Source organism: Enterobacter sp. BNK-16 (genome assembly GCF_048684955.1).
Classification (GTDB): domain Bacteria; phylum Pseudomonadota; class Gammaproteobacteria; order Enterobacterales; family Enterobacteriaceae; genus Enterobacter; species Enterobacter bugandensis.
In genome coordinates, this window is sequence record NZ_JBLQTQ010000001.1 from 4,448,547 (window position 1) to 4,474,892 (window position 26,346).

Annotated in this window: 23 protein-coding genes; 4 read left to right on the top strand and 19 right to left on the bottom strand. The window is 56.1% G+C overall.

Annotation, left to right across the window (positions count from 1 at the left end; translation table 11 throughout):
- Positions 1 to 7: 7 nt before the first annotated feature.
- From menF to ACMGGH_RS21370, 3 genes are all read right to left on the bottom strand, one after another.
- Complete coding sequence (gene menF, locus ACMGGH_RS21360; protein WP_232948404.1) at positions 8 to 1,303, bottom strand: isochorismate synthase MenF; 1,296 nt, start codon at positions 1,301 to 1,303, stop codon at positions 8 to 10.
- Positions 1,304 to 1,388: 85 nt separating this feature from the next.
- Entirely contained in the window at positions 1,389 to 1,694 is a 306-nt protein-coding gene (gene elaB / locus ACMGGH_RS21365; protein WP_028013924.1) for a stress response protein ElaB, read from the bottom strand.
- Between the two features lie 53 nt (positions 1,695 to 1,747).
- Positions 1,748 to 2,209 carry a GNAT family N-acetyltransferase gene (locus ACMGGH_RS21370; RefSeq protein ID WP_232948403.1) on the bottom strand — a complete coding sequence of 154 codons (462 nt, stop codon included), beginning with the start codon at positions 2,207 to 2,209 and terminating at the stop codon, positions 1,748 to 1,750.
- A gap of 71 nt (positions 2,210 to 2,280) precedes the next feature.
- Between ACMGGH_RS21370 and rbn the strand changes: the two genes are divergently transcribed.
- Positions 2,281 to 3,198: a ribonuclease BN gene (rbn, locus tag ACMGGH_RS21375; RefSeq protein ID WP_232948402.1), complete on the top strand. Its 918-nt coding sequence runs from the start codon at positions 2,281 to 2,283 to the stop codon at positions 3,196 to 3,198.
- A gap of 64 nt (positions 3,199 to 3,262) precedes the next feature.
- Positions 3,263 to 4,267 (top strand): chemotaxis protein, encoded by a 1,005-nt coding sequence (locus tag ACMGGH_RS21380; RefSeq protein ID WP_028013927.1) that lies wholly within the window; start codon positions 3,263 to 3,265, stop codon positions 4,265 to 4,267.
- A 91-nt stretch (positions 4,268 to 4,358) separates the two neighbouring features.
- Here the strand turns inward: ACMGGH_RS21380 and nuoN are convergent, their stop codons facing one another.
- From nuoN to lrhA, 14 genes are all read right to left on the bottom strand, one after another.
- Positions 4,359 to 5,816, bottom strand: a complete 1,458-nt coding sequence (gene nuoN, locus ACMGGH_RS21385) for an NADH-quinone oxidoreductase subunit NuoN (protein WP_028013929.1) — start codon at positions 5,814 to 5,816, stop codon at positions 4,359 to 4,361.
- Between the two features lie 6 nt (positions 5,817 to 5,822).
- A complete protein-coding gene (gene nuoM / locus ACMGGH_RS21390) occupies positions 5,823 to 7,352 on the bottom strand; it encodes an NADH-quinone oxidoreductase subunit M (RefSeq protein WP_008500214.1) in 1,530 nt (509 codons plus the stop codon).
- A 76-nt stretch (positions 7,353 to 7,428) separates the two neighbouring features.
- The gene (gene nuoL, locus ACMGGH_RS21395; protein ID WP_232948401.1) at positions 7,429 to 9,270 is read right to left on the bottom strand and encodes an NADH-quinone oxidoreductase subunit L; all 1,842 of its coding nucleotides are present in this window, start codon (positions 9,268 to 9,270) and stop codon (positions 7,429 to 7,431) included.
- Positions 9,267 to 9,569, bottom strand: a complete 303-nt coding sequence (gene nuoK / locus ACMGGH_RS21400; RefSeq protein ID WP_003861496.1) for an NADH-quinone oxidoreductase subunit NuoK — start codon at positions 9,567 to 9,569, stop codon at positions 9,267 to 9,269. Before nuoK ends, nuoL begins: the two co-directional genes overlap by 4 nt.
- Positions 9,566 to 10,120, bottom strand: coding sequence for an NADH-quinone oxidoreductase subunit J (gene nuoJ / locus ACMGGH_RS21405; protein WP_008500212.1), 555 nt, complete (start codon positions 10,118 to 10,120; stop codon positions 9,566 to 9,568). Before nuoJ ends, nuoK begins: the two co-directional genes overlap by 4 nt.
- Before the next feature lie 10 nt (positions 10,121 to 10,130).
- A complete protein-coding gene (nuoI, locus tag ACMGGH_RS21410) occupies positions 10,131 to 10,673 on the bottom strand; it encodes an NADH-quinone oxidoreductase subunit NuoI (RefSeq protein WP_003861491.1) in 543 nt (180 codons plus the stop codon).
- A gap of 13 nt (positions 10,674 to 10,686) precedes the next feature.
- Positions 10,687 to 11,664 carry an NADH-quinone oxidoreductase subunit NuoH gene (nuoH, locus tag ACMGGH_RS21415; RefSeq protein WP_008500211.1) on the bottom strand — a complete coding sequence of 326 codons (978 nt, stop codon included), beginning with the start codon at positions 11,662 to 11,664 and terminating at the stop codon, positions 10,687 to 10,689.
- The gene (nuoG, locus tag ACMGGH_RS21420) at positions 11,661 to 14,384 is read right to left on the bottom strand and encodes an NADH-quinone oxidoreductase subunit NuoG (RefSeq protein WP_232948400.1); all 2,724 of its coding nucleotides are present in this window, start codon (positions 14,382 to 14,384) and stop codon (positions 11,661 to 11,663) included. Before nuoG ends, nuoH begins: the two co-directional genes overlap by 4 nt.
- 55 nt (positions 14,385 to 14,439) lie before the next feature.
- Positions 14,440 to 15,777, bottom strand: a complete 1,338-nt coding sequence (nuoF, locus tag ACMGGH_RS21425; RefSeq protein ID WP_003861487.1) for an NADH-quinone oxidoreductase subunit NuoF — start codon at positions 15,775 to 15,777, stop codon at positions 14,440 to 14,442.
- A complete protein-coding gene (nuoE, locus tag ACMGGH_RS21430) occupies positions 15,774 to 16,274 on the bottom strand; it encodes an NADH-quinone oxidoreductase subunit NuoE (RefSeq protein WP_006176513.1) in 501 nt (166 codons plus the stop codon). Before nuoE ends, nuoF begins: the two co-directional genes overlap by 4 nt.
- A gap of 2 nt (positions 16,275 to 16,276) precedes the next feature.
- Positions 16,277 to 18,079, bottom strand: coding sequence for an NADH-quinone oxidoreductase subunit C/D (nuoC, locus tag ACMGGH_RS21435; protein ID WP_028013933.1), 1,803 nt, complete (start codon positions 18,077 to 18,079; stop codon positions 16,277 to 16,279).
- Between the two features lie 89 nt (positions 18,080 to 18,168).
- The gene (nuoB, locus tag ACMGGH_RS21440) at positions 18,169 to 18,843 is read right to left on the bottom strand and encodes an NADH-quinone oxidoreductase subunit NuoB (RefSeq protein WP_003861482.1); all 675 of its coding nucleotides are present in this window, start codon (positions 18,841 to 18,843) and stop codon (positions 18,169 to 18,171) included.
- A gap of 15 nt (positions 18,844 to 18,858) precedes the next feature.
- Entirely contained in the window at positions 18,859 to 19,299 is a 441-nt protein-coding gene (gene nuoA / locus ACMGGH_RS21445) for an NADH-quinone oxidoreductase subunit NuoA (RefSeq protein WP_014171000.1), read from the bottom strand.
- Positions 19,300 to 19,929: 630 nt separating this feature from the next.
- Positions 19,930 to 20,868, bottom strand: a complete 939-nt coding sequence (gene lrhA, locus ACMGGH_RS21450) for a transcriptional regulator LrhA (RefSeq protein WP_028013934.1) — start codon at positions 20,866 to 20,868, stop codon at positions 19,930 to 19,932.
- A 938-nt stretch (positions 20,869 to 21,806) separates the two neighbouring features.
- On the opposite strand from lrhA, the gene alaA reads away from it, so the two are divergent.
- Together alaA and yfbR are read left to right on the top strand one after the other, a co-directional pair.
- Positions 21,807 to 23,021, top strand: a complete 1,215-nt coding sequence (gene alaA / locus ACMGGH_RS21455) for an alanine transaminase AlaA (RefSeq protein WP_003861471.1) — start codon at positions 21,807 to 21,809, stop codon at positions 23,019 to 23,021.
- 94 nt (positions 23,022 to 23,115) lie between these two features.
- The gene (yfbR, locus tag ACMGGH_RS21460; RefSeq protein ID WP_032663158.1) at positions 23,116 to 23,715 is read left to right on the top strand and encodes a 5'-deoxynucleotidase; all 600 of its coding nucleotides are present in this window, start codon (positions 23,116 to 23,118) and stop codon (positions 23,713 to 23,715) included.
- Between the two features lie 52 nt (positions 23,716 to 23,767).
- Here yfbR and ACMGGH_RS21465 read toward each other — a convergent pair whose 3' ends face one another.
- Together ACMGGH_RS21465 and ACMGGH_RS21470 are read right to left on the bottom strand one after the other, a co-directional pair.
- Entirely contained in the window at positions 23,768 to 25,600 is a 1,833-nt protein-coding gene (locus ACMGGH_RS21465) for an SLC13 family permease (protein ID WP_028013936.1), read from the bottom strand.
- Between the two features lie 75 nt (positions 25,601 to 25,675).
- Positions 25,676 to 26,335, bottom strand: a complete 660-nt coding sequence (locus ACMGGH_RS21470; protein WP_232948399.1) for a sugar phosphatase — start codon at positions 26,333 to 26,335, stop codon at positions 25,676 to 25,678.
- Positions 26,336 to 26,346: the final 11 nt, after the last annotated feature.

Genomic DNA, 26,346 nt, shown 5'->3' on the forward strand with positions numbered 1-26,346 from the left:
ATCAGTATTAATCCCTTAGGAGCAGAGAGCGCAATCCGGCGGCTTTGTTTTCGATCTCCTGCCACTCCTGCTCCGGGTCAGAGCCGCTGACAATGCCCGCTCCGGCGTAAAGCCGCAGAGCGTCTTCCTGTACGCGCGCCGAGCGCAGCGCCACGCAGAATTCGCTTTGTTCGGGGGATAAATACCCGGCCGAACCGGCGTACCACTCGCGGTTAAAGGGTTCAACGTGCTGAATAAACTCGCGCGCTGGCTGTCGCGGAAGCCCGGCAACCGCCGCCGTCGGCTGTAGCACGTGCAGGCACAGCTCATCGTCGGCCTGCTTGAGCTCGGTCCAGATACAGCGGCGTAAGTGCTGCACTTTGCGCAGGCGGACGACCTGAGCCGGCAACACCTCCAGCGTCTGCGTATGGTGTTGAAGACGCTGGCAGATATCTTCCACCACCAGCATATTTTCGCGCTGGTTTTTATCGTCATTCAGCAGCCACTCGCCCAGACGCTGCGCCTGTTTATCGTCAGTATGGCTGGCGACGGTGCCCGCCAGCGCTTCGGTGCGCAGCAGCTTGCCGCGCCGCCGCCAGAGACGCTCGGGCGTGGAGCCGAGAAACGCGTTGCTGGCGTCGAATATCATGCAGAAATGATAGCAGTTTAAATTCAGGGCGCGGCTGGCGGCCATCAGCGCGACGGGGTTAACGCGCTGTTTACACTGCAGGTCGGTGGCTCGGGCGAGAACGACCTTTTCGAAATCACCGCGTGCAATCGTCTCTGTCGCTTTGCCGATAAGGCTAAGCCATTGCGGTTTTTCCGGGTGATGGGTTTCGCGCTCAACCTGCACGGAGAGCGGACGGATCGGTCTGGCGGGAAGCAGTTGCTGTAAGAACGCCCGCGCGGTGTCGGCATCGTCCTCAAGCGAGCTGTCGCTCCACAGCTGCAGACGCAACGTGGCGTTGCCAGCGGTACGTCGCCACAGCAGACGCGGTAAAAAGAGGCTGCCCTGCTCCGGGTTAAACGCGTTAAGGCCGCAGATTCGGGTATCATCAGGGGCGTGTTGCGCACTTAAAAACTGCGATGCTAACGCCAGAGAGGAGAATTGGACCACCGCTCCCAGCGCGGCCAGCTCTTCATCGCCGTTACGCTGTTGCCAGTAAAACTGGGGATAGCACTGCTGCTCGCCCAGCCAGGCGAGGGGATCGAAGGCATCGTTTAACGGGAAAGAGACGTCGAAATGACGCAGGCCGGATGTGGCAGGTAACGCTTGCGAAAGATGGCTACGCAATTGTTCCAGCGCGAGGAAAATCGAATTCACGCGAACCTCTCCCTGTTAAAACCTCATATTATACGGGGTACCATAAGAAATATCAGTACCCACGTATAGGGAGTGGTTAAACGGCTTAACGACGGGCCAGCAGCAGACCCAGCACCAGCCCTACGGCTGCGCCCACCCCAATGCCCTGCCACGGTTTTTCATGGACGTAATCATCGGCACGATAAACCGCTTTTTTGGCGCGGTAGTAGTATGTATCAGACGCATGGCTGACGCGGTTTTTAACGTCGTGGAGCGCCTGCTCGGCACGGGCTTTCAGCTCGATATATTTCTGATCGGCAGGGTCGCCCGAGGAACGTAACACCTCTTCCAGCGTTTCGCTCAGTAAGGTCAGGTCGTCGTCGATACGGGTATCCCAGGATTGAAATGACATATTTTTCTCCATGTTAGTACACCAGTCCGCTAACTATAGACAACGACGCGCCATTACGCCTGTTTCGCTTCCCGCGCCATGCCGATGTGCGGAATACCGTCTTCGTCGTACACCTCGGTGACCGGCATAAAACCGAAATGACCATAGAAGGATTGCAGGTGCGCCTGCGCTCCCAGGTATAACGCCTTGTCCGGCCATTGTTTCTGGCATGACTCCAGCGTTTTTTCCATCAGCTGATAGCCCAGTTTCTCACCCCGCGCGTGACCGCTGATAATGACCCGGCCTATCACCACGGGCTCGACATCGTCCTCGCTTTTCAGAATCCTCGCATACGCCACCAGCTCGTTATCCTTCCAGCCGAGGATATGGCGGTTTTGGCCAACGAGGTCATCGCCGTCGATGTCCTGATACGGGCACGTCTGTTCAACCACAAACACTTCGCAGCGCAGTTTAAGCAGCGCGTAGAGCGAATGAACGGTGAGCTCACTATGATGTAAATCTTGCCACTGGATCATCTCTTTCTCCTTCCTGGGGTTCACCACGTTATACTAAACCCCTCCCCGTTCGGCAAAGGGCTGATTGCGTTATGGAACTGATTTTTCTGGGTACGTCCGCTGGCGTGCCAACCCGCTCACGAAACGTGACGGCAATTCTGCTGGATCTTAAGCACCCCACCCGCGGCGGGCTGTGGCTGTTTGACTGCGGTGAAGGGACGCAGCATCAGTTGCTGCACACCGCGTATCACCCCGGCAAGCTGGATAAAATTTTTATTACTCACCTGCACGGCGACCATCTGTTTGGCCTGCCGGGCCTGCTGTGCAGCCGCTCCATGGCCGGCAACGCCAATCCGCTGACGATTTACGGGCCTGCGGGTGTGCGTGAATTTGTTGAAACCGCGCTGCGCCTGAGCGGGTCATGGACGGATTATCCGCTGGAGATCGTTGAGATTAGCGAAGGACTGGTTTTCGATGACGGTGATTATAAGGTGAGCGCTCAGCCGCTGAATCATCCCGTTGAGTGCTATGGCTATCGCATTGAAGCGCATGACAAACCCGGCGCGCTGGACGCCGCCGCGCTGATGGCCGCTGGCGTAAAACCCGGACCGCTGTTCCAGCGCCTGAAGCACGGCGAGACCGTCACGCTGGAGGACGGTCGCGTCATCAACGGTCAGGATTATCTCGCCGCGCCCGAGCCGGGCAAGAAGCTGGCTATCTTTGGCGACACGGCCCCGTGCCCTGCCGCCCTTCAGCTTGCCCAGGGCGTGGACGTGATGGTGCACGAAGCGACGCTTGAAACGGCGATGGAAGAGAAAGCCAACAGCCGGGGGCATAGCTCCACGCGTCAGGCGGCACAGCTTGCCCGTGACGCGGGCGTCGGGAGGCTCATCGTTACCCACGTCAGCTCGCGCTACGACGCGCGGGGCTGTGCAAGCCTGCTGGCAGAGTGCCTGGCGGTGTTCCCGGCGTGCGAGCTGGCCGAAGATTTCGCTAAGGTCAGCGTTTAGCCCTTCATTTTTCTCTCAGAATGCCGATAACGATTAAAAGGTCAGCATTTCTCTCGAGGGTAGAATGGATAATTTCCAGAAAGATATTGATGACAGGGCGAATCTCACCCTGTCGAACCGTTTTGAACTGTTGCTGTTCCGTCTTGGCACCTCTCTGAACGAAAATAAATCCGAGCTGTTTGGCATTAACGTCTTTAAGCTGCGTGAGATTGTGCCGATGCCGGAATTCACAAAACCCGCCGGGATGAAATCACCGCTGATGGGGATGGTGAATATTCGCGATCAGGTGATCCCGGTGATCGATCTGGCCGCCGTGGCGGGCTGTAAGCCTACCACCGGGCTGAACATCCTGCTTATCACCGAATATGCCCGCAGCGTACAGGCCTTTGCCGTGGAGTCGGTTGAAAACATCATGCGTCTGGACTGGAAGCAGGTGCACGCCGCGGAGACCGCCGTCAGCGGCCGCTATATCACCAGCATTGCCTGCCTGGATGAGAAAACGGATACCAACGATCTGGCGATGGTGCTGGACGTTGAGCAGATCCTCTATGACATCACCCCGGCCAACCACGATCTGCACGCCACCAATCTGAAAACCACCAAGTTCAACATCAAGCCAGGCGCAGTCGCGATTGTGGCGGAAGATTCCAAAGTGGCGCGTTCGATGCTGGAGAAAGGTCTGCAGGCGATGGAGATCCCGGCGCAGCTGCACATCACCGGCAAAGACGCGTGGGAAAAAATTGGCGTGCTGGCCGCACAGGCACAGGCTGAGGGCGTGCCGATCACCGATAAGATCGCTCTGGTGCTGACCGACCTCGAAATGCCGGAGATGGACGGATTTACGCTGACGCGCAAAATCAAAACCGACCCGGTACTGAAGGATATTCCGGTAGTGATCCACTCCTCCCTTTCCGGCAACGCCAACGAAGATCATATTCGCAAGGTGAAGGCGGACGGGTACGTGGCGAAGTTTGAGCTGAACGAGCTGTCGTCGGTGATTGAGGAAGTGCTGGATCGTTCGATGAAGAAGATTGGCGGGCCGCTTATAAGCAGGAAGCAGCTGGCTTAAGTCCTGTGCGGGCTGGTGCCCTCACCCCATCCCTCTCCCACAGGGAGAGGGCGCAAACCATAAAAAACCCGCCGAGGCGGGTTTTTTGTTTTTACATTAATGGCATCGCTCGCTGCACGATATCAATCAGCGGCTGCGGATAAATACCGAAGATCAGCACCAGCAGCGCGGAGATAAGCACCACGATACCACCGGCGCTGTACTGCCAGTTGCCTGGAGCATCACGGTTGAGCTGCTGAGGCGCGCTCAGGTACAGGCTCACGGCCACACGCAGGTAGTAGTAGAGGCCAATCGCGGAGCCGATAACGACACCGGCAGTCAGCCACCACAGGTGCGCCTGCACACCGACGGCCAGCACGTAGAACTTACCGATAAAGCCCAGCGTCATCGGGATACCCGCCAGAGAGAGCATCATCACGGTCATTACCGCGGACAGAATTGGACGGTGCCAGAACAGACCACGGTAGGAGAACAGTGAATCGGCATCCGGACCACGGTACGGGCTGGACATCAGGCTCACCACGCCGAAGGCGCCGAGGCTGCTGAACAGGTAACCGGCCAGATACACGCCCACGGCTTCCATCGACATCTCACCGCTCTGCAGCGCAATCAGCGCCACCAGCAGGTAGCCCAGATGAGAGATGGACGAGTAGCCCAGCAGACGCTTGATGTTGGTCTGGCTCAGCGCCATCAGGTTACCGAAGATGATGGAGACGAACGCGATGATGCCCAGCACCACGCGAACGGCTTCACTATCACCCACCGGCGCGTACAGGAACAGACGCATGACCACACCGAAGATAGCGATTTTGCTCGCCGTCGCCAGGAAGGTCGACACCGGAGCAGGCGCCCCCTGGTATACGTCTGGCGTCCACAGGTGGAACGGAACCAGAGAGAGCTTGAAGCCGAGGCCAACGATCATCATGCCCAGACCCGCCAGCAGCAGCGGCTCATGGAGCATGCCGTCGCCGAGGCTCTTGCCAAGCGCCATGAAGGAGAGGTTACCGGACTGTGCGTACAGCAGCGCAATACCAAACAGCAGGAAGGACGACGCGGCAGCAGACAGAATGGTGTACTTGATGCTCGCTTCCAGAGAGCGCTTCTGACGGAAGGCGTAACCAATCAGGCCGAACAGCGGCAGAGAGATCAGCTCAATACCGAGGAACAGCGCGGCCAGATGGTTGGCATTCGCCAGCAGAATACCGCCCAGCGCGGCAATCAGAACCAGCAGGTAAAACTCTTCTTTGTTGTCGTTGTAGCCTTCAAGCCACGGGTAAGCAAAGGTACAGGTTGCCAGGCTCGCCAGCAGCACCAGCCCGGTATACAGCATGGCGTAACCGTCAACGCGCATCAGCGGGGTGACGTCCATCGCCCCGCCTTGGCCAACAAACCAGAGTGAGACTAACGCGGCATTCAGGCCGATGACCGACAGCGTGGCATTCAGGAAGTGATTGCGTCGCCACGCAATGGAGAGCATCACAACCACCACCGTCAATCCGACGATCAGCAGCGGTAGCAGCGCGATCAGTTGTTGTGGAGTTATTGTCATGGCGAATTACGGCCTTGTAGTAGAAACAGAATTAACAAACCACTGCTGGATATTGCCCATCGCGCTGTGCGAGGTATCCAGAATCGGCTGCGGGAAGAAGCCCAACAGCACCAGCAGTACGACCAGCAGCAGGATGATGAACAGCTCACGCAGCGACATCCCCGGCAGTTCTTGTGCAGCAATTTCGCTCTTCGCTTTACCGAAGTAAGCGCGGTGCAGCATCGCCAGCGAGTACACGGAAGCGAACACCAGACCAAAGGTGGAGATCACGGTAATCACCGGTACCACTTTGAAGCTGCCGAACAGAATCATGAATTCGCCGACGAAGTTACCGGTACCCGGCATCCCCAGGGTAGCCACCGCGAAGAACATGGAGAGCGCTGGCAGCCATTTAATTTTGCTCCACAGACCACCCATCATACGCATGTCGCGGGTGTGCAGACGTTCGTACAGTTGGCCGCACAGGATGAAGAGACCGGCTGCGGACAGACCGTGCGCAATCATCTGGATCACCGCGCCCTGGTACGCCAGCTGGCTGCCGGTGTAGATAGCAATCAGCACGAAGCCCATGTGGGAAACGGAGGTATAAGCAATCAGACGCTTGATGTCGTATTGCGTGAAGGCCATCCAGGCACCGTAGAAGATACCGATCACACCCAGCCACATGGCAATCGGTGCGAACTCCGCGGAGGCATTCGGGAACAGCGGCAGTGCGAAACGCAGCAGACCGTAGGCCGCCGTTTTCAGCAGGATGCCCGCCAGGTCAACGGAACCCGCCGTTGGTGCCTGGGAGTGCGCGTCTGGCAGCCAGCCGTGCAGAGGAACCACCGGCATTTTCACCGCGAAGGCAATGAAGAAGCCCAGCATCAGCAGGTATTCAACGCCGTGTGACATTGGCGTCTTCAGCAGGTCTTCGTAGTTGAAGGTCCAGGTGCCGGTTGCGTTGTGATGAACGAACACCAGCGCCAGAATGGCAATCAGCATTACCAGACCGCTCGCCTGGGTATAGATGAAGAACTTGGTTGCCGCCGTGATACGCGTTTTACCGTCGGACGCCTTGTGGCCCCACAGCGCGATCAGGAAGTACATCGGCACCAGCATCATCTCCCAGAAGAAGAAGAACAGGAACATGTCGATGGCAAGGAACACGCCGATCACGCCGCCCAGGATCCACATCAGGTTCAGGTGGAAGAAGCCCTGGTATTTTTCGATTTCTCGCCAGGAGCAGAGTACCGCCAGAACGCCAAGCAGACCGGTCAGCACCACCATCAGCAGCGACAGACCGTCAATCGCCAGGTGGATCGTAATGCCGAAACGCGGGATCCACGGCAGGATGAACTCAGACTGCCACTGCGGAATGCCCGCAGACTGGGTCAGTGAGTAACCGCCCTGCAACCACAGTTGCAGGCCAAGCGCGAGCGTCAATCCCATGGTGATCAGCGCGATCCAGCGCGGCATCTTCACGCCAAAGCGTTCGGTCTGCCAGCACAGGAAGCCGCCGATGAAGGGAATTAATATTAGCCAGGGTAGTAACATGGCGATTTACATTCCTTTTTAAGGCCCCCAGCAGGGGCCTGATTTTCAACGAATTCGAATAAAATTCACTTAACGATCAACGCAATACCATCAGCAGCGCCAGCACCACAACCGCACCGATGCTCATGGACGCCACATACCAGCGCAGGTAACCGTTCTCGCTGTACAGCAGGCCTTTACCTGCAAAGCGGGAAAGGATCGCCGGGATGTTCATCAGGCTGTTCAGCGGGTCGCGCTTCAGCAGCCACGCGATGCCCAGGAACGGCTTAACGAAGATCATGTCGTACAGCCAGTCGAAGCCCCACGCGTTGTACCACCAGGTGCCCATCAGGCGGCCCGGCGCACTGTTGGCCACGGCAGTGACCAGCGTACGTTTGCCCAGCCACAGCCATGCCGCAATCAGGATACCCGCGATAGCGACCACACCGGAGGTGATTTCAAGCGTCAGAACACGACCGTGCTCAAGCTCGGTTGTCGCCGGCAGTACGCCCTGCAGCGGAGGCACAATCATCGCGCCAACGAAGGTGGAGAGTACCAGCAGCACAATCAGCGGCAGGTGGTGGGTAATCCCCTTCCCTGCGTGAGCGTGAATTTGTTCTTTACCGTGGAATACGATGAAAATCATACGGAAGGTATACAGGGAGGTCATGAACGCACCGACCAGACCCGCAACCATCAGATTGATATGACCATTCGCCATGGCACCCGCAAGGATTTCGTCCTTACTGAAGAAGCCCGCGGTGATCAGCGGCAGTGCCGCCAGCGCCGCGCCGCCCACCAGGAAGCAGACGTAGACCAGCGGGATGGACTTACGCAGTCCGCCCATCTTGAAGATGTTCTGCTCGTGATGGCAGGCCAGAATCACGGAACCGGATGAGAGGAACAGCAGCGCTTTGAAGAACGCGTGCGTCATCAGGTGGAAAATGGCCGCGTCCCACGCCTGAACGCCCAGCGCCAGGAACATGTAGCCAATCTGGCTCATGGTGGAGTACGCGAGAACGCGCTTGATGTCGGTCTGAACCAGCGCGGCAAAGCCTGCCAGCACCAGCGTGACCGCACCGACGATACCCACCAGATGCAGAATTTCCGGGGTCATCAGGAACAGGCCATGAGTACGCGCAATCAGGTAAACACCGGCGGTGACCATGGTCGCGGCGTGGATCAGCGCGGAGACAGGGGTTGGACCCGCCATCGCGTCGGCCAGCCATGTCTGCAGCGGCAGCTGCGCGGATTTACCCACGGCACCACCCAGCAGCATCAGCGTTGCCCACCACAGCATGTTGTTGCCTGCGGCGAAGTGCGCTGGCGCCAGTTCCACCATTTCGCGGAAGTTCAGCGTGCCCAGTTCGTTGTAAAGAATGAACAGCGCGAAAGCGAGGAAGACGTCACCCACGCGGGTCACGACGAACGCTTTCATGGCCGCTGCGCCATTCTTCGGATCGGTATAGTAGAAACCGATCAGCAGGTAAGAGCACAGGCCCACGCCTTCCCAGCCCAGATACATCAGCAGCAGGTTATCGGCCAGCACCAGAACCACCATGCTGGCGATAAACAGGTTGGTGTAGGCGAAGAAGCGGGAGTAACCCTCTTCACCGCGCATATACCAGGAGGCGAACATGTGGATCAGGAAGCCGACGCCGGTGACCACGGAGAGCATGGTCAGGGAGAGACCGTCCAGCACCAGGTTGAAACCGATGTTGAAATCACCGACCGACATCCAGGTCCACAGCGGCACGCTGAAAGGCTGGCGTCCGTTGTTAAAGAAGTCGATACCCGCATACGCTGTGACCAGCGCGGCCAGGCCGACAGAGCCCATGCCAACGGTCGCGGACAGATTCTCAGACCAGCGGCCGCGAGAAAACGCCAGCAGCACGAAGCCAATCAGCGGAAAAATAATGGTTAAGGCAAGCATGTTCATCCACGCAACTCACTTACTGAATCGATGTTCAGATTCTGGCGGCGACGATGGAGCTGCAGCAACAGCGCCAGGCCAATACTCGCTTCAGCAGCCGCGAGGCTGATGGCGAGAATGTACATCACCTGACCATCGGTCTGGCCCCAGTAGCTTCCGGCGACCACGAAGGCCAGCGCGGAGGCGTTAATCATGATTTCCAGGCCGATCAGCATAAACAGCAGATTACGGCGGATAACCAGACCGGTCAGACCCAGAACGAATAAAATCGCAGCGAGGATCAGTCCATGTGTTAAGGGGATCATGCGCGCTCCTCCGTTTTTCTTTTCGCGCGGTCGTCAGTGCGGTTGCTCAGCACCTCGCCAGCACGCTCTTCGCGGCCAACGTGGAAAGCCACAACCAGGCCTGCCAGCAGCAGCATAGAGGCCAGTTCTACCGCCAGAACGTATGGGCCAAAGAGCGTGATACCCACCTCTTTCGCACCAATTGGCGTGCCGTCGATGCCCTGATCGTTCACGCCCAGAATGGCGTAAACGATCACCACCAGCATGATGGCCGACAAAATTGCCGGGCCAATCCACACCTGCGGTTTTAACCACTGACGTTCCTGCTCAATTTCAGAGCCGCCCAGGTTCAGCATCATCACTACGAACACGAACAGCACCATGATGGCCCCGGCGTAAACGATGATCTCCAGCGCACCGGCGAAGTGCGCGCCCAGCGCGAAAAACACCCCGGAAATAGCCAGCAGCGAAATGATTAAGTACAGCAGCGCATGCACCGGATTGGTGTGCGTAATCACTCGCAGCGTAGCCAGGATGGCGATAAGGCCACAGATATAAAAAGCGAATTCCATTGCCCTCTCCTTACGGTAACAGGCTCTTGACGTCGATAGGCTTAGCTTCGTTCTCTGCTTCGCCCTTATCTTTGCCGTCGATTGCCATACCCGCCATCCGGTAGAAGTTATATTCCGGGTATTTGCCCGGACCGGAAATCAGCAGATCCTCTTTCTCGTACACCAGGTCCTGACGCTTGTACTCACCCAGCTCGAAGTCTGGAGTCAGCTGAATCGCCGTGGTTGGGCACGCTTCTTCACACAGACCGCAGAAGATGCAGCGTGAGAAGTTGATGCGGAAGAACTCAGGGTACCAGCGGCCGTCTACCGTCTCTGCTTTCTGCAGAGAGATACAGCCGACCGGACACGCTACCGCACACAGGTTACAGGCAACGCAGCGCTCGGAACCGTCCGGGTCGCGCGTCAGCACGATACGGCCACGGTAGCGCGGCGGCAGATATACCGGCTCTTCCGGGTACATCCGGGTTTCGCGTTTAGCAAACGCGTGCAGGCCGATCATCCAGATACTGCGTACCTGGGTACCGAAACCTACCAGTAATTCTTTTAAGGTCATGGTCTATAGCCCCTTATGGCTGCTGCCAGAGAATGACAGCTGCCGTTACCAACAAGTTGACGAGCGTCAGCGGCAGGCACACTTTCCAGCCGAAGGACATTACCTGGTCATAACGTGGACGCGGTAACGCTGCGCGAATCAAAATGAACATCATCATGAAGAACGCGGTTTTCAGCGCGAACCAGATGAACGGCGGTAAGAACGGGCCATGCCAGCCACCAAAGAACAGCGTTACCATCAACGCGGAAATGGTGACGATACCGATGTACTCGCCCACAAAGAACAGACCGAACTTCATGCCGGAATATTCAATGTGGTAACCGTCGGCCAGTTCCTGTTCGGCTTCCGGCTGGTCAAACGGGTGACGGTGACACACGGCCACGCCCGCGATAGCAAAGGTAATAAACCCAAAGAACTGCGGGATAACGTTCCAGATGTCGGCCTGATTGTTGACGATGTCGGTCATGTTGAATGAACCGGCCTGCGCCACCACGCCCATCAGGGAGAGCCCCAGGAACACTTCGTAGCTCAGCGTCTGCGCGGAAGCACGCATCGCGCCCAGCAGCGAGTATTTGTTGTTACTGGACCAGCCTGCGAACAGGACCGCGTAAACCGCGAGACCAGCCATCATCAGGAAGAACAGAATGCCGATGTTCAGGTCAGCGACCACCCAGGTCGGGCTGACCGGAACGATAGCAAACGCCAGCAGCAGCGAGGTGAAGGCGATCATCGGTGCCAGAGTAAAGATCACGCGATCCGAGAAGCGCGGGATCCAGTCCTCTTTAAAGAACATCTTGATCATGTCCGCGACCAGCTGGAGTGAACCACCCCAGCCCACGCGGTTCGGTCCGTAACGGTTCTGGAACAGACCGAGCAGACGACGTTCACCAAAGCTCATGAACGCGCCGCAGGTGACCACCACCAGCAGGATAACAATCGCTTTCAGAATGCTCAGCAGGATGTCGATAAGATCCGGCGTTAACCAACTCATGCTTTTGCCTCCTGCAGATTATCAAGACGCGCACCCGCCAGAACCGGCGCGATGCCAGGCATACCCATCGGCAGACCGACCTGCCCTGCTGTCAGATTTTCAGAAATAATCAGCGGCAGGCTGATGGTCTGGCCGTCATAGCTAAAGGCGATGTTCGCGCCCGCGTTAACGCCAAGCTTCGCGGCATCCGCCGGGTTGAGCTTGATGTACGGCTGCGGCATACGGGTCTGGAAGACCGGTGAACGCTGGGACAGCTCGTCGCTACCGAACAGGTGGTAGTACGGGGCAATACGCCAGCTACCGTCCTGCGCCTGGAAGCTCGCCGGTACGGTGGTGAAGAAGTCCAGACCGGTTTCGGAAGCTTCAATCAGACGCACGCCCGGATCGCCGTGGCGCAGGGAGCCGCCCACTTCAGCCTGGAACTTGTTCCACGCCTGCGGGGAGTTCCAGCCCGGAGCCCATGCGAACGGGATTTGCGAACGCGGGGCAGACGGCTGGTTGTTCCCTTCCATGGAGAAGGCGAACATGGTGTCTTTATCCTGCGGCTGGCGCGGTTCGTGTACGCTGATGTTGGCACGCATCGCGGTACGGCCGCTGTAGCGGTGCGGTTCACGCGCCAGCTTCTGGCCGCGGATGCGGAAGCTTGCTTCAGGTGCGGCATCTTTAATGCCTGCCAGCTGAGGCAGTTTTTCCACCACCGCGTCGATAACGTGGTCGAGCTGCGTCCAGTCCACTTCACGGCTCTGCACGGTGCTGTGCAGGGAGTGCAGCCAGCGCCAGCTTTCCAGCATCACGGTGTTGCTGTCGTAGTACGCCGGGTCATAAACCTGGAAGAAACGCTGGGCGCGGCCTTCGTTGTTGATAACGGTACCGTCGCTTTCTGCGAAGCTTGCCGCAGAGAGCACCAGGTGCGCTTTGTCCATGATCGCGGTGCGCTGATGGTCAATCACCATCACCAGCGGCGCTTTGGAGAGCGCGGCGTCAACGCGAGCGGCAGACGCATGACGATGCAGATCGTTTTCCAACACCACCACGGCGTCAGCGGAACCGGATTCCAGTTCGCTTAACGCTTCTTCCAGCGAGCCGCCGCCAATCATGCCGAGACCGATGCTGTTTACCGCACGGGCAATCATGGTCACGCCGACGTCTGCACCGCGGCCTTTCAGGGCTTTGGCAACGTTCGCGGCGGCCTGAATGATTTCAGCGCTACCGGCGTTGGTTCCGGAGATAATCAGCGGTTTCTTCGCACCTGCCAGGGCCTGAACAATCACGTCGACCTTGTTTTGCAGGTCGCGACCCAGCTCAACGGCCGGTGAGCTGTTGTCCAGCGCGTGGGCAATGGCAAAGCCCAGGCGCGCCTGGTCTTCAACCGGCGCGCAGTAGGTCCACGCCGCGATATCGTCCAGACGGGTGTTGTCGACGTTGGTCACAAACAGAGGATGCTTCGCGCGCTGGCCGATGTTGAGGATCGCCGCAATCTGCCAGTCAGCCACTTTCTGCGCCGCTGCCATTTCACGTGCTTTACCCTTCACCGCCTGACGAACCGCCAGAGCCGCGCGGGCGCCGGTCTGCGTCAGGTCTTCACCCAGCACCAGGACCGCATCATAGGATTCAATTTCGCGCAGCGCAGGGGTATGGATACCGCCTTCACGCAGCACTTTCAGTACCAGCTGCAGACGTTCCTGTTCGCCCTGGGCGATACCGGTATAGAAGTTTTCCGCCCCGACCAGCTCGCGCAGCGCGAAGTTGCTTTCGATACTGGCGCGCGGGGAGCCGATGCCGATCACTTTCTTCGACTGGCGCAGAATATCTGCCGCGCCCTGCATCGCCTGTTCAGCGTTCAGGGTAATAACGTCGTCGCCACGGCGCTGAACCGGCTGACGCGGACGGTCTTTCAGGTTCACATAGCCATAGCCGAAACGACCGCGGTCGCACAGGAAGTAGTGGTTAACGGTACCGTTGTAACGGTTTTCGATACGACGCAGTTCGCCGTAGCGCTCACCCGGGCTGGTGTTACAGCCGAGGGAACACTGCTGGCAGATGCTTGGCGCAAACTGCATGTCCCATTTACGGTTGTAGCGCTCGGAGTGGGTTTTATCCGTGAAGACGCCGGTCGGGCAGATTTCTACCAGGTTACCGGAGAATTCGCTCTCCAGCACGCCGTCTTCCGGACGGCCGAAGTAGACGTTATCGTGTGCGCCATACACGCCCAGATCCTGACCGTCCGCGTAGTCTTTGTAGTAACGCACGCAGCGGTAGCAGGCGATGCAGCGGTTCATTTCGTGAGAGATGAACGGCCCCAGATCCTGGTTACGGTGGGTACGCTTGGTAAAGCGATAGCGACGGAAGCTGTGACCGGTCATCACGGTCATATCCTGAAGGTGGCAGTTACCGCCCTCTTCACAAACCGGACAGTCGTGCGGGTGGTTGGTCATCAACCACTCCACCACGCTTTCACGGAACTGTTTGGCTTCTTCGTCATCAATCGAAATAAAGGTGCCTTCGGTGGCTGGCGTCATACAGGACATTACCAGGCGACCACGCGTGTCTTCCGCGTTTTGATATTGCTTCACCGCACACTGGCGGCAAGCACCGACGCTGCCCAGCGCCGGATGCCAGCAAAAGTACGGAATATCGAGGCCAAGAGACAGACAAGCTTCCAGCAGGTTGTCCGCCCCGTTGACTTCGTATTCTTTGCCGTCTACATGAATCGTAGCCATTAGCATGCTTCCAGTTGGCTCAGTCGAAACCGAGCGTTAATCAAAATTCTTGTCGTTACCAGCGCGCTTTCAGCAGGTTCGGCTGAATACCATTGATCGAATGGGTATTGCTGAACGGCTGCTTGATGCCTGCTTCGAATTCGTCGCGGAAATATTTAATCGCGCTCTGCAGCGGCTCGACGGCACCCGGTGCGTGGGCGCAGAAGGTTTTACCTGGCCCTAAGAATCGACACAGTTGCTCAAGCGTCTCGATATCGCCAGGCTGGCCTTCGCCGCGCTCGATGGCGCGCAGGATCTTCACGCTCCACGGCAGACCATCACGGCACGGTGTACACCAGCCGCAGGACTCACGGGCGAAGAACTCTTCCAGGTTACGCACCAGCGATACCATGCCGATCTCGTGGTCGACGGCCATCGCCAGCGCCGTACCCAGACGGCTGCCTGCTTTACCAATGCTTTCGAATTCCATCGGCAGATCAAGGTGGGCTTCGGTCAGGAAGTCTGTCCCTGCCCCACCCGGCTGCCAGGCTTTGAATTTCAGGCCATCGCGCATGCCGCCAGCGTAGTCTTCAAGAATTTCGCGTGCGGTGGTACCGAACGGCAGTTCCCAGACTCCAGGGTTCTTCACGCGACCGGAGAAGCCCATCAGCTTGGTACCGGCATCTTTGCTTGAGGAGATGCCCTGATACCACTCCACGCCGTTGGCGAGGATAGCCGGAACGTTGCAAAGGGTCTCGACGTTGTTTACGCAGGTCGGTTTACCCCACACGCCGGAGCTTGCCGGGAACGGTGGCTTGGAACGCGGGTTCGCACGGCGGCCTTCCAGGGAGTTAATCAGCGCAGTTTCTTCACCGCAGATGTAACGCCCGGCACCGGTGTGCACGAACAGCTCGAAGTCAAACCCGGTGCCCAGAATATTTTTGCCCAGCAGTCCCGCTTCGGTGGCTTCGGCAATCGCACGACGCAGGTTTTCCGCTGCTTCGATGTACTCACCGCGCAGGAAGATGTAGCCACGGTACGCTTTCAGCGCGAACGCGGAGATCAGCATGCCTTCCACCAGCAGGTGCGGCAGCTGTTCCATCAGCAGGCGGTCTTTATAGGTGCCCGGTTCCATTTCATCGGCGTTACACAGCAGGTAACGGATGTTCATGGATTCGTCTTTTGGCATCAGGCTCCACTTCAAACCGGTGGAGAAGCCCGCGCCGCCGCGGCCTTTCAGGCCAGACTCTTTTACCGCGTTAACGATGTCGTCCGGCGCCATGCCGCCAAGGGCTTTACGCGCACCGGCATAGCCGTTTTTGCTCTGGTATTCGTCGAGCCATACCGGCTGTTTGTCATCACGCAGACGCCAGGTCAGCGGATGCGTCTCAGCAGTACGAATTACAGTTTTCATTTGTACTGCTCCAGCAGGTCAGGAATCGCTTCCGGCGTCAGATGGCTGTGAGTATCCTCATCAATCATCATGGTCGGCCCCTTGTCGCAGTTACCCAGGCAGCAGGTTGGCAGCAGAGTAAAGCGTCCATCGAACGTGGTCTGGCCCGGCTTGATATTGAGCTTCTTCTCAATCGCAGCCTGAATGCCCTGGTAACCGGTGATGTGGCAGACCACGCTGTCACAGTAGCGGATCACATGGCGGCCAACCGGCTGACGGAAGATCTGGCTGTAGAACGTGGCCACGCCTTCTACGTCGCTTGCCGGAATACCCAGCACTTTCGCGATCTCATAGATCGCCCCATCCGGCACCCAACCACGCTGTTTCTGTACGATTTTCAGCGCTTCAATGGACGCCGCACGCGGGTCTTCGTAGTGGTGCATCTCGTGCTCAATGGCGGCACGCTCTGCTTCACTCAGCTCAAAAGCCTCGGTTTGTGGTTGTTGATTCTCGTGCATAATTAGCGGTCCACATCTGACATAACAAAATCGATACTACCCAGATACACAATCAGGTCGGAGACCAGACTGCCGCGGATGGCGGACGGGATCTGCTGCAGGTGCGCAAAGCTCGGCGTACGCACGCGGGTACGGTAGCTCATGGTGCTGCCGTCACTGGTCAGGTAGTAACTGTTAATACCCTTGGTCGCTTCAATCATCTGGAAGGATTCTTGCGCCGGCATGACCGGGCCCCAGGAAACCTGCAGGAAGTGGGTGATCAGGGTTTCGATATGCTGCAGCGTGCGCTCTTTCGGCGGCGGCGTGGTCAGCGGGTGATCCGCCTTGAACGGGCCTTCCGGCATGTTGTTGAGGCACTGCTCAAGGATGCGCAGACTCTGGCGCAGCTCTTCCACTTTCAGCATCACGCGGGTGTAGCAGTCGGACACGCCGCCGCCCACCGGGACTTCAAAGTCGAAGTTCTCGTAGCCAGAGTAAGGACGGGCTTTACGCACGTCGAAATCAATACCGGTCGCACGCAGACCTGCACCTGTGGTACCCCACTCCAGCGCTTCTTTCGCGCCGTAGGCAGCAACGCCCTGGGAACGGCCTTTCAGGATGGTGTTGCGCAGCGCGGCTTTCTCGTAAGACGCCAGACGTTTCGGCATCCAGTCGAGGAATTCACGCAGCAGGCGGTCCCAGCCGCGCGGCAGATCGTGTGCCACACCGCCGATACGGAACCAGGCCGGGTGCATACGGAAGCCGGTAATCGCTTCCACCAGATCGTAGATTTTCTGACGATCGGTAAAGGCGAAGAAGACCGGCGTCATCGCGCCCACGTCCTGAATGAACGTGGAGATGTACAGCAGGTGGCTGTTGATGCGGAACAGTTCTGACAGCATAACGCGAATCACGTTAACGCGATCCGGTACGGTAATGCCTGCCAGTTTCTCAACGGCCAGCACGTATGGCATTTCGTTTACGCAGCCGCCGAGGTACTCGATACGGTCGGTATACGGAATGTAGCTGTGCCAGGACTGACGCTCGCCCATCTTCTCAGCACCGCGGTGGTGGTAGCCGATGTCAGGGACGCAGTCGACAATCTCTTCGCCATCAAGCTGAAGAATAATACGGAATGCACCGTGCGCAGACGGGTGGTTCGGACCGAGGTTGAGGAACATGAAGTCCTCGTTTTCAGTACCGCGCTTCATGCCCCAGTCTTCCGGCTTGAAGGTCAGCGCTTCCATCTCCAGATCCTGCTTGGCTTTGGTCAGCTCAAACGGATCGAATTCGGTCGCACGTGCCGGGTAGTCTTTACGCAGCGGGTGGCCGGTCCAGGTCTGCGGCATCATGATGCGCGTCAGGTGCGGGTGGCCGTCGAAGGTCATGCCGAACATTTCCCATGTTTCACGCTCATACCAGTTAGCGTTCGGGAAAAGTTTAGTGATCGTCGGCAGATGCATGTCGTTTTCAGACAATGCCACCTTGAGCATGATATCCGTGTTGCGGTCTATTGAGATCAGGTGGTAGAAAACGGAAAAATCCGCAGCAGGGAGACCCTGGCGGTGCGTTCTCAGACGTTCGTCCATGCCGTGTAAGTCAAACAGCATGACGTAAGGTTTTGGCAATTTCTTGAGGAAATCGACAACTTCCAGCAATTGTTCACGCTTCACCCAAACAACGGGTACCCCGGTGCGGGTCGCCTGAACGGTAAAGGCATCCGGCCCAAAACGGTTGCGCAGTTCGCCAATAACGGGGTCATCAAGATGATCCCTGGTCTGCCAGGCGGCTTCTTGCGCGGTTAAGTCGGTCATATTGTTCACCATTGCAAATGGTCCGTGGTGACTGTTAAGCCTGGCTTCGCGCTATTTGAGTAGTGATATGCGAAGGTTTTCTCCAGGCCTACAGGCGCAAATTAAATTTCGTCAGGCGTACGCAGGTTGGTGACGGCAATACGTTCACCACGTTTACGCTCGCGCTCAGACTGCATGTTCGCGCGATAGACACCCTGATCGCCAACAACCCATGAGAGTGGGCGACGTTCTTTACCGATAGACTCCTGCAGCAGCATCAGCGCCTGCATATAGGCTTCTGGGCGCGGCGGGCAGCCCGGGATGTAAACATCCACCGGAATGAACTTATCAACGCCCTGCACAACGGAATAAATGTCGTACATACCGCCGGAGTTTGCACATGCGCCCATGGAGATAACCCATTTTGGCTCCAGCATCTGGTCATACAGACGCTGAATAACAGGCGCCATTTTGGTAAAGCAGGTACCAGCCACCACCATCAGGTCAGCCTGACGCGGGGAAGCACGCAGTACCTCGGCCCCAAAACGCGCAACGTCATGCACCGCAGTGAATGACGTCACCATTTCAACGTAGCAGCAAGAAAGGCCAAAGTTGTATGGCCAGATGGAGTTCTTACGACCCCAGTTGACCATATCGTGCATGGCATGTTCGAGTTTGCCCATGTACACGCTTTTGTTGACTTCTTGCTCCAGGGGGTCGGTTACGATCTCCTGTTTTTGCAGGGGGTAACGGTCATTCTCACCGTTAGGATCTATGCGGGTGAGCGTATAATCCATCTTATTGCCTCGCTGTTACTGCTGACGATTAGAGATACTGTTTTCCGGGTTGATGTGTTCACGACGTGAACGCGCAGGCGTCCAGTCAAGCGCGCCAATACGCACCAGATAAACCAGACCGGCCAGTAGCACTAAAATGAAAATTGCGGCCTCGACAAAGCCCACCCAACCACTTTCGCGAATGGAGGTCGACCATGCGAACAGGTAGAGCGCTTCTACGTCGAAGATGACGAAGAACATCGCTACCAGATAGAACTTGGCAGACAGGCGTAAGCGAGCGGAACCTACTGAATCAATACCTGATTCGAAAGGTGTGTTTTTGTGCCTTGCACGGGCGCGACCGCCCAGGAACCAGCCGCCGACTAACATCAGGCAGCACAGGCCAATGGCTACAATAAGAAAGATTGCGAATGCCCAGTGATGAGCGATGACTTCTGTGGATGTTGACATACTCATTGCTTACTCATCAAAAGTGATACCGACGACACTGCTCTTGCTGGCAGATGGGCATCACATCGATTCATGGGGAGGAACAAATAACCTTACACTAACTGTCTGAAATGAGACGTAGACAGCAAAATGATGGGGTTTTTTACTCCTTTCTATAACCTATTGTCAACTTTAACAAAGGTTTCTTCACATTAAATTACATCGAGCGATTCTCATTAACATTTGGTGCCCTTTAACCCTGGTGGTTACCTGACTTTTCGTCAAATGCATGTTGTTGAATCGTGTCCGTTTTGGAAGTAAAAAAAATAACCCTCCTATTTTGACAGGATTTGCCAACGATTCCTCCCCCCAAATAGGAGTATTTTCTTGATCTGAGACACGCTTTTGTTAATTCACCCAAAAAACCGGCAACATATTTGCTGCTTTTTTAACATCAAGGGGTTATGGATGAAGTTAGAACGGAAAGCGAACAAAATTTAAGCAGAAGCATTTATTCCCTTGATATGTATGTTTTATTTATGAAAACCCTGTAACGAAAGAGGATAATAATGGCAAAAAAAAGCCACTGCGTGCGAAAACGGCACGAGTGGCTTTTTTTTACACTTACAATTTGTTACCAGAATTTTGAGCTTTTGATCACTCAAAGTCACCTTCAACGATCAGGGAATCATCCCCCCCTTCGGAGGTAACATGCTCGAACTGCCATGGGTTATGGTAATTTTCCATCGCCTCAAACACCACCTTCGCCAGCTCGTTATGACTGGACGCGTTATGGCAAAGCAGATACTCGGTATCCGGCAACGCTGGGAGACCATCAGATTTACCGAGAACGCGCAGATCGGGGCTCATCATCTCTACCGGACGGGCCGTTACGCCAAGACCCGCTTTCACGGCGGCACGCACCGCGGGCAGCGTGGACGCTACATAGGCCAGACGCCACGGAATGTTGGCTTCATTTAACGCCGTAAGCACCATATCCCGGAAAGGACTCGGATCGTCCAGTAATACCAGCGGTACGGGTTCCCCTTTTTGCAACACGTATTCCGCTGCGCAATACCAGTGCGTTGGCGATGTGCGCAAGGTCAGACAATCAAACTGTCCGGGACGATGCGTCGTGACCACCAGATCGACCTTGTTCTCATTTAACATCTCAACCATAAAGGCATTACGTTTTACGCTTACATCCAGCGCAAGCTTCGGATAAACCGAGCTAATTCGGTTGAGAAGAAACGGCAATATTGTATCCGCTGACTCATCAGATGCCCCTAAGGTTAACACCCCCTGAAGGTTGCTAAACATTAATGACATACATGCTTCATCATTAAAGCGAAGAATTTTCCTGGCATAACCCAGTAGCTGAATACCGTGTTCCGTTAAGAGCTTATTACGCCCGTGACGGGCAAAAAGCTCTTTCCCAACCAGTTGCTCCAGCCGCTGCATTTGCTGGCTAACGGCGGACTGAGTTCGGCAGACGGCGGCAGCAGCTGCTGCAAAAGTGTTGAGATCGGCGACCGCAACAAACGTTCTCAGCAGATCGAGGTCGAGATTCATTATCGGACGATTTGCATTTATCATATCTATTCACTTTCAGGTTGCTCGTGCGGAGCTGCCCGGGTTGAAGCTGTGTGTAACAGTTAAGCAATTCCTTCTGAAGGTTTTCCCTCGCATCCCGGCCCGGCAGACTGCCTGACAGATAGTTATTGTGCTGCTTTATATCAACAGTCAGAAAGCACGTTTCATGACGTTATTTTTATTCTCTTAAACGTTCAGGATATTTAGATGTTCGCAGGGTTATGTAAATTACATTAAAGGCGTAACACTTTTTCTGCCATCTTTTTCGCAGCGCTGTCAACGTAGCAGGAGATGTTTGACACATTCCAGCCAGAGATAACTCCAACAATAACAATCAATTAAATCGGAAAATCAGTTTCAAGAATGCAAAACCACTGCATCTTTCTACTGCTTTCCGTATAGACATCTTAACCCAAATCCACTTTATTTATAAGTCTTATTGCAATATTCAGGATTAAAGAGGTTTGTTAAGCTTCTAAACTAATTTTATTAGAATTAACTAAAGTTGCATTTTGTTGGTTAATAATAAATAAATTTTAATTTAGATTATGGTCATTCATTAATAACACTTAACATTAATTTCACATGATTAACTTTTAGCCGCTCCGGGCTATTACTGCAAGGTCCCTTCAACACTCAGGTTTTACGAAATGTCACCCGGCGTAACTTCTGCTTGTTGTCTGCGCGTCTTTTATTTTCCATCAGAACAATGTGCATAATTCACATAAATTCGCAGCATAATCAACCTTTATTTATGGTTTGTACATTACGTTAAGGCAGTGAAAGCGTCAGTCAATAGTTAAAAAGATTCATCACATTTTCGCTATGGGCACAAAATCTTCTTCTGCACACCCTTCAAAACAAAGCGTGGGGGGAGTACATTATTCCGTGCTGACTTCCACGGCAGGGAGTGGCAATAATAGCGAAAAGGTTAAAGGTTCATGTCCCCTATCGAAAAATCCAGCAAGCTAGATAACGTCTGTTATGACATCCGTGGCCCGGTTCTGAAAGAGGCAAAACGCCTTGAAGAAGAAGGCAACAAGGTTCTGAAGCTCAACATCGGCAACCCCGCGCCATTTGGTTTTGAAGCGCCGGATGAAATTCTGGTTGATGTGATCCGCAACCTGCCTACGGCACAAGGCTATTGTGACTCAAAGGGACTTTACTCCGCCCGTAAAGCCATTATGCAGCACTACCAGGCGCGCGGTATGCGTGACGTTACCGTCGAAGATATCTATATCGGCAACGGCGTCTCCGAACTTATCGTTCAGGCCATGCAGGCGCTGCTGAACAGCGGTGACGAAATGCTGGTTCCCGCGCCGGACTATCCGCTGTGGACCGCTGCCGTATCGCTCTCCAGCGGTAAAGCGGTACATTATCTTTGCGACGAATCCTCTGACTGGTTCCCGGATCTGGATGACATTCGTGCGAAAATCACGCCTCGCACGCGTGGGATTGTGATCATCAACCCGAACAACCCGACGGGCGCGGTCTATTCAAAAGAGCTGCTGATGGAGATCGTGGAGATCGCCCGCCAGCACAACCTGATCATCTTCGCTGATGAAATCTACGACAAGATCCTGTACGACGCGGCGCAGCACCACTCTATCGCCGCGCTGGCGCCCGACCTGCTGACCGTCACCTTTAACGGACTGTCTAAAACCTACCGCGTGGCCGGTTTCCGTCAGGGCTGGATGGTGCTGAACGGCCCGAAAAAGCACGCAAAAGGCTATATTGAAGGGCTTGAGATGCTGGCGTCGATGCGTCTTTGCGCCAACGTGCCTGCGCAGCACGCGATCCAGACGGCGCTGGGCGGCTACCAGAGCATCAGCGAGTTTATCGTCCCTGGCGGTCGCCTGTACGAACAGCGTAACCGCGCATGGGAACTGATCAACGATATCCCGGGCGTCTCCTGCGTGAAGCCGAACGGGGCGCTGTATATGTTCCCGAAAATTGACGCGAAGCGCTTCAATATCCACGACGACCAGAAAATGGTGCTCGATTTCCTGTTGCAGGAAAAAGTGCTGCTGGTTCAGGGGACGGCGTTTAACTGGCCGTGGCCGGACCACGTGCGTATCGTGACCCTGCCACGTGAAGACGATCTCGAAATGGCCATCAGCCGCTTCGGGCGATTCCTCTCTGGATACCATCAGTAATCTTAAAATCAGGCTACTTCGGTAGCCTGATTTGCATCTTCCCTCCCCTCCCCGCACAATGAAGTCCTGTCGCAGTGAAGACAAAAGGTAACCTATGAGTCAGAGCCATTTCTTTGCCCACCTCTCCCGCCTGAAACTGATCAACCGCTGGCCGCTGATGCGCAACGTGCGTACAGAGAACGTGTCTGAGCATAGCCTGCAGGTTGCTATGGTCGCTCATGCGCTGGCTGCCATTAAGAATCGCAAATTTAACGGGCAGGTGAATGCCGAGCGCATCGCTTTGCTGGCGATGTACCACGACGCATCAGAGGTGCTGACCGGCGACCTGCCTACGCCAGTGAAATATTTCAATTCTCAGATTGCTCAGGAATATAAGGCTATCGAGAAGATTGCCCAGCAAAAGCTTATCGAGATGGTGCCCGAAGAGCTGCGTGATATCTTCGAGCCGCTAATTAACGAGCATCAGTACACGGAAGATGAAAAATCGCTGGTCAAACAGGCCGACGCGCTGTGTGCCTATCTGAAGTGTCTGGAGGAGCTGTCTGCGGGCAATAATGAGTTTTTACTGGCGAAAACGCGTCTGGAAAAAACGCTGGAATCCCGCCGCAGCGAAGAGATGGACTACTTCATGCAGGTATTTGTGCCGAGCTTCCATCTATCGCTGGACGAGATTAGCCAGGATTCTCCGTTGTAATTTTAGCCGGGTGGCGGCTTCGCCTTACCCGGCCTACGTTTCTGCGCTCACGCTAAAACGGGAATAAAACCGGAATTAACACCACGCACACCACCATCACCAGCACGGTGAACGGCACGCCCAGCTTCACGAAATCGCTGAACTTATAATTCCCCGGCCCCAGCACCAGCGTGTTCACCGGCGATGAAACCGGCGTCATAAACGCCGCGGATGCCGCCATCGCGACCATCATCGCAAATGGGTACGGCGACACCCCCATGGATTTCGCCATCGCCAGCGCAATGGGCGCCATCAGCACCGCCGTCGCGGTATTCGAGATAAATAACCCTATCGTGGCGCACATGACAAACAGACAGACCATCATCATGTACGGTCCATACCCGCCACCCACGTCCATCAGGCCTTTTACGATCAGATCCACCCCGCCGGTTTTTTGCAGTGCCAGGGCAAAGGGCATCATTCCGACGATAAGAATAATGCTCGGCCAGTGAATGGCTTTATACGCGCTTTCGGCGTCAATGCAGCGGAATTTCCCCATCAGCAGGCAGGCGATAATGGCCGCGACCGGATTAGGGATTTCATCGGTCAGCATCAGCGCCACCATCAGCACCAGACAGAAAATCGCATGAGGCGCCTGGCTGTGCGCCGGGGAGGCATCGCTCTCCTCGACCGGCATGTTGAGCACCACAAAATCACGCCCTTTTTGCCCGAGCTGGCTTATCAGCTTCCAGTTGCCGACCACAAGAAAGATATCGCCCAGCAGGATCGGCTCATCGACGACGGCCCCTTCCATTGCCACGCCATCACGCTTCAGCCCCACTACGTTCAGACCATAGCGGGTACGGAACCCCATTTCACGCACGGTTTTACCCAGCAGTTCCGATTCCGGTATCAGCGACACTTCGGCCATCCCCACATCCAGCGCCTGGTCGGAGAAATACTCGCCGCGTAGCACCATCGGCTCCAGCAGCTGCTCGCTACAAAACTCGCGCAGATCTACGTCCGCCGTTGACATATCAATCAGCAGGACGTCACGCGCGCGGAACTCTGATACCCCGTTCACGTTAACGATCACCCGACGAAAACGACGCCAGCGCTCAACCCCGATCACGTTCGCGCCATAACGCTCGCGCAGCTTAAGGTCGTCGAGCCGCTGGCCGACCATCGGCGAGCCGGGGCGAATGGCCAGACGGCGCGCCCGCCCGGTGAGGCGGTACTCTTTGATCAGATCGCGGAAGGTACGTCGCTTCCACCCCTCTTTATTCTTATCCTGTTTGTCGCCTTTGAGAGCAAAACGGGTCAGCAGCATGTAGACCACGCCCATCGCCAAAATCACCAGCCCAAGCGGGGTGACGCTGAAAAAGCTGAAGCCCTGAAACCCTTCACGAATCAGCTCGCTGTTGACAACCAGGTTCGGCGGCGTCGCCACCAGCGTCATCATTCCGCTGATCAAACCGGCAAAGCTCAGAGGCATCATCAGGCGCGACGGCGAGCTCTGCATCCGCATTGAAACGCTCAGCACCACCGGGATAAAAATAGCGACCACGCCCGTTGAGCTCATAAACGCCCCCAGCCCGGCGACCGTCAGCATCAGGTAGATCAGCATTTTGGTTTCACTGCTGCCGGCCACCTTAACCAGCCACGCGCCCATGATGGTCGCCACGCCGGTGCGAACAAGGCCGTCGCCGATGATAAACAGGGCAGCTATAAGGATAACGTTGGGGTCGCTGAACCCGGAGAAGGCTTCCGGTAGCGTGAGCGTGCCGCTCAGCACAAACGCGACGATGACAAACAGGGCGACGGCATCCATGCGCACCTTGCCTGTGGCGAAGAGAATAATGGCGATTAAAAGCAGGCTCAGAACCCAGATCAGTTCACCGTTCACAACCTATCCTTGTCAGTGGAAGATGAGAAATTTTGCCATAAAAAAGCCCCAGCAGCGTGGGGCTATATCATGGGATTACATTTTTAGCGAGACGGTTACAACTCCGTCGGGCGCTTTTGACACCGCCAGCGCCGTCAGGGAATGAATCACAAAGTCCGCCTCGTCCAGGCGTGGAGATCCAGACGGAACGTTAACGGCAATGACGTGGCTCCCGGCGTTCAGCCCGGCCAGCACGCCAGCGGCCGCATCTTCCACCACCACACACTCTGCAGGCGCGAAGCCCAGCATTTCTGCACCAAGCAGAAACGCATCCGGCTCCGGCTTGCCGCGTTTAACGCGCTCAGCCGTAATGAACACCTCTGGCTTCGGTAAACCGGCCGCCTTATGGCGGGCATGCGCGACCGGAACAGAGCCGGAGGTGACGATAGCCCACGGGATCTGCGCTTCATTCAGATGCTCAAGCAGTTCGCGCGCCCCGGGCAGCGCGGTAATGCCCTCGGTGTCGGTGGCCTCAATCTGCTCCAGGTATTTGAACTCCGCCTGGATCTCTTCCTCAGAACGCCCCGCTAAAAAGTGCCGCAATGAGGTAATGGCCTGTTTGCCATGGATAAAATTCAGCACGTCCTGATGGTTGATGCCGTGCCGGTCGGCCCAGTGACACCACGAGCGTTCCACCACCGGCAGCGAATCCACCAGCGTACCGTCCAGATCAAACAGAAAACCTTTACACTGCACACGCACCTCCG

Coding starts and splice junctions, on each gene's coding strand:
- rbn (WP_232948402.1), top strand. CDS start 2,281: ATGGAACTGATTTTTCTGGGTACGTCCGCTGGCGTGCCAACCCGCTCA.
- nuoN (WP_028013929.1), bottom strand. CDS start 5,816: ATGACAATAACTCCACAACAACTGATCGCGCTGCTACCGCTGCTGATC.
- nuoM (WP_008500214.1), bottom strand. CDS start 7,352: ATGTTACTACCCTGGCTAATATTAATTCCCTTCATCGGCGGCTTCCTG.
- nuoL (WP_232948401.1), bottom strand. CDS start 9,270: ATGAACATGCTTGCCTTAACCATTATTTTTCCGCTGATTGGCTTCGTG.
- elaB (WP_028013924.1), bottom strand. CDS start 1,694: ATGTCATTTCAATCCTGGGATACCCGTATCGACGACGACCTGACCTTA.
- nuoF (WP_003861487.1), bottom strand. CDS start 15,777: ATGAAAACTGTAATTCGTACTGCTGAGACGCATCCGCTGACCTGGCGT.
- nuoA (WP_014171000.1), bottom strand. CDS start 19,299: ATGAGTATGTCAACATCCACAGAAGTCATCGCTCATCACTGGGCATTC.
- lrhA (WP_028013934.1), bottom strand. CDS start 20,868: ATGATAAATGCAAATCGTCCGATAATGAATCTCGACCTCGATCTGCTG.
- nuoK (WP_003861496.1), bottom strand. CDS start 9,569: ATGATCCCCTTAACACATGGACTGATCCTCGCTGCGATTTTATTCGTT.
- alaA (WP_003861471.1), top strand. CDS start 21,807: ATGTCCCCTATCGAAAAATCCAGCAAGCTAGATAACGTCTGTTATGAC.
- nuoE (WP_006176513.1), bottom strand. CDS start 16,274: ATGCACGAGAATCAACAACCACAAACCGAGGCTTTTGAGCTGAGTGAA.
- nuoC (WP_028013933.1), bottom strand. CDS start 18,079: ATGGTGAACAATATGACCGACTTAACCGCGCAAGAAGCCGCCTGGCAG.
- nuoI (WP_003861491.1), bottom strand. CDS start 10,673: ATGACCTTAAAAGAATTACTGGTAGGTTTCGGTACCCAGGTACGCAGT.
- nuoB (WP_003861482.1), bottom strand. CDS start 18,843: ATGGATTATACGCTCACCCGCATAGATCCTAACGGTGAGAATGACCGT.
- nuoH (WP_008500211.1), bottom strand. CDS start 11,664: ATGAGTTGGTTAACGCCGGATCTTATCGACATCCTGCTGAGCATTCTG.
- nuoJ (WP_008500212.1), bottom strand. CDS start 10,120: ATGGAATTCGCTTTTTATATCTGTGGCCTTATCGCCATCCTGGCTACG.
- ACMGGH_RS21370 (WP_232948403.1), bottom strand. CDS start 2,209: ATGATCCAGTGGCAAGATTTACATCATAGTGAGCTCACCGTTCATTCG.
- nuoG (WP_232948400.1), bottom strand. CDS start 14,384: ATGGCTACGATTCATGTAGACGGCAAAGAATACGAAGTCAACGGGGCG.
- ACMGGH_RS21380 (WP_028013927.1), top strand. CDS start 3,263: ATGGATAATTTCCAGAAAGATATTGATGACAGGGCGAATCTCACCCTG.
- yfbR (WP_032663158.1), top strand. CDS start 23,116: ATGAGTCAGAGCCATTTCTTTGCCCACCTCTCCCGCCTGAAACTGATC.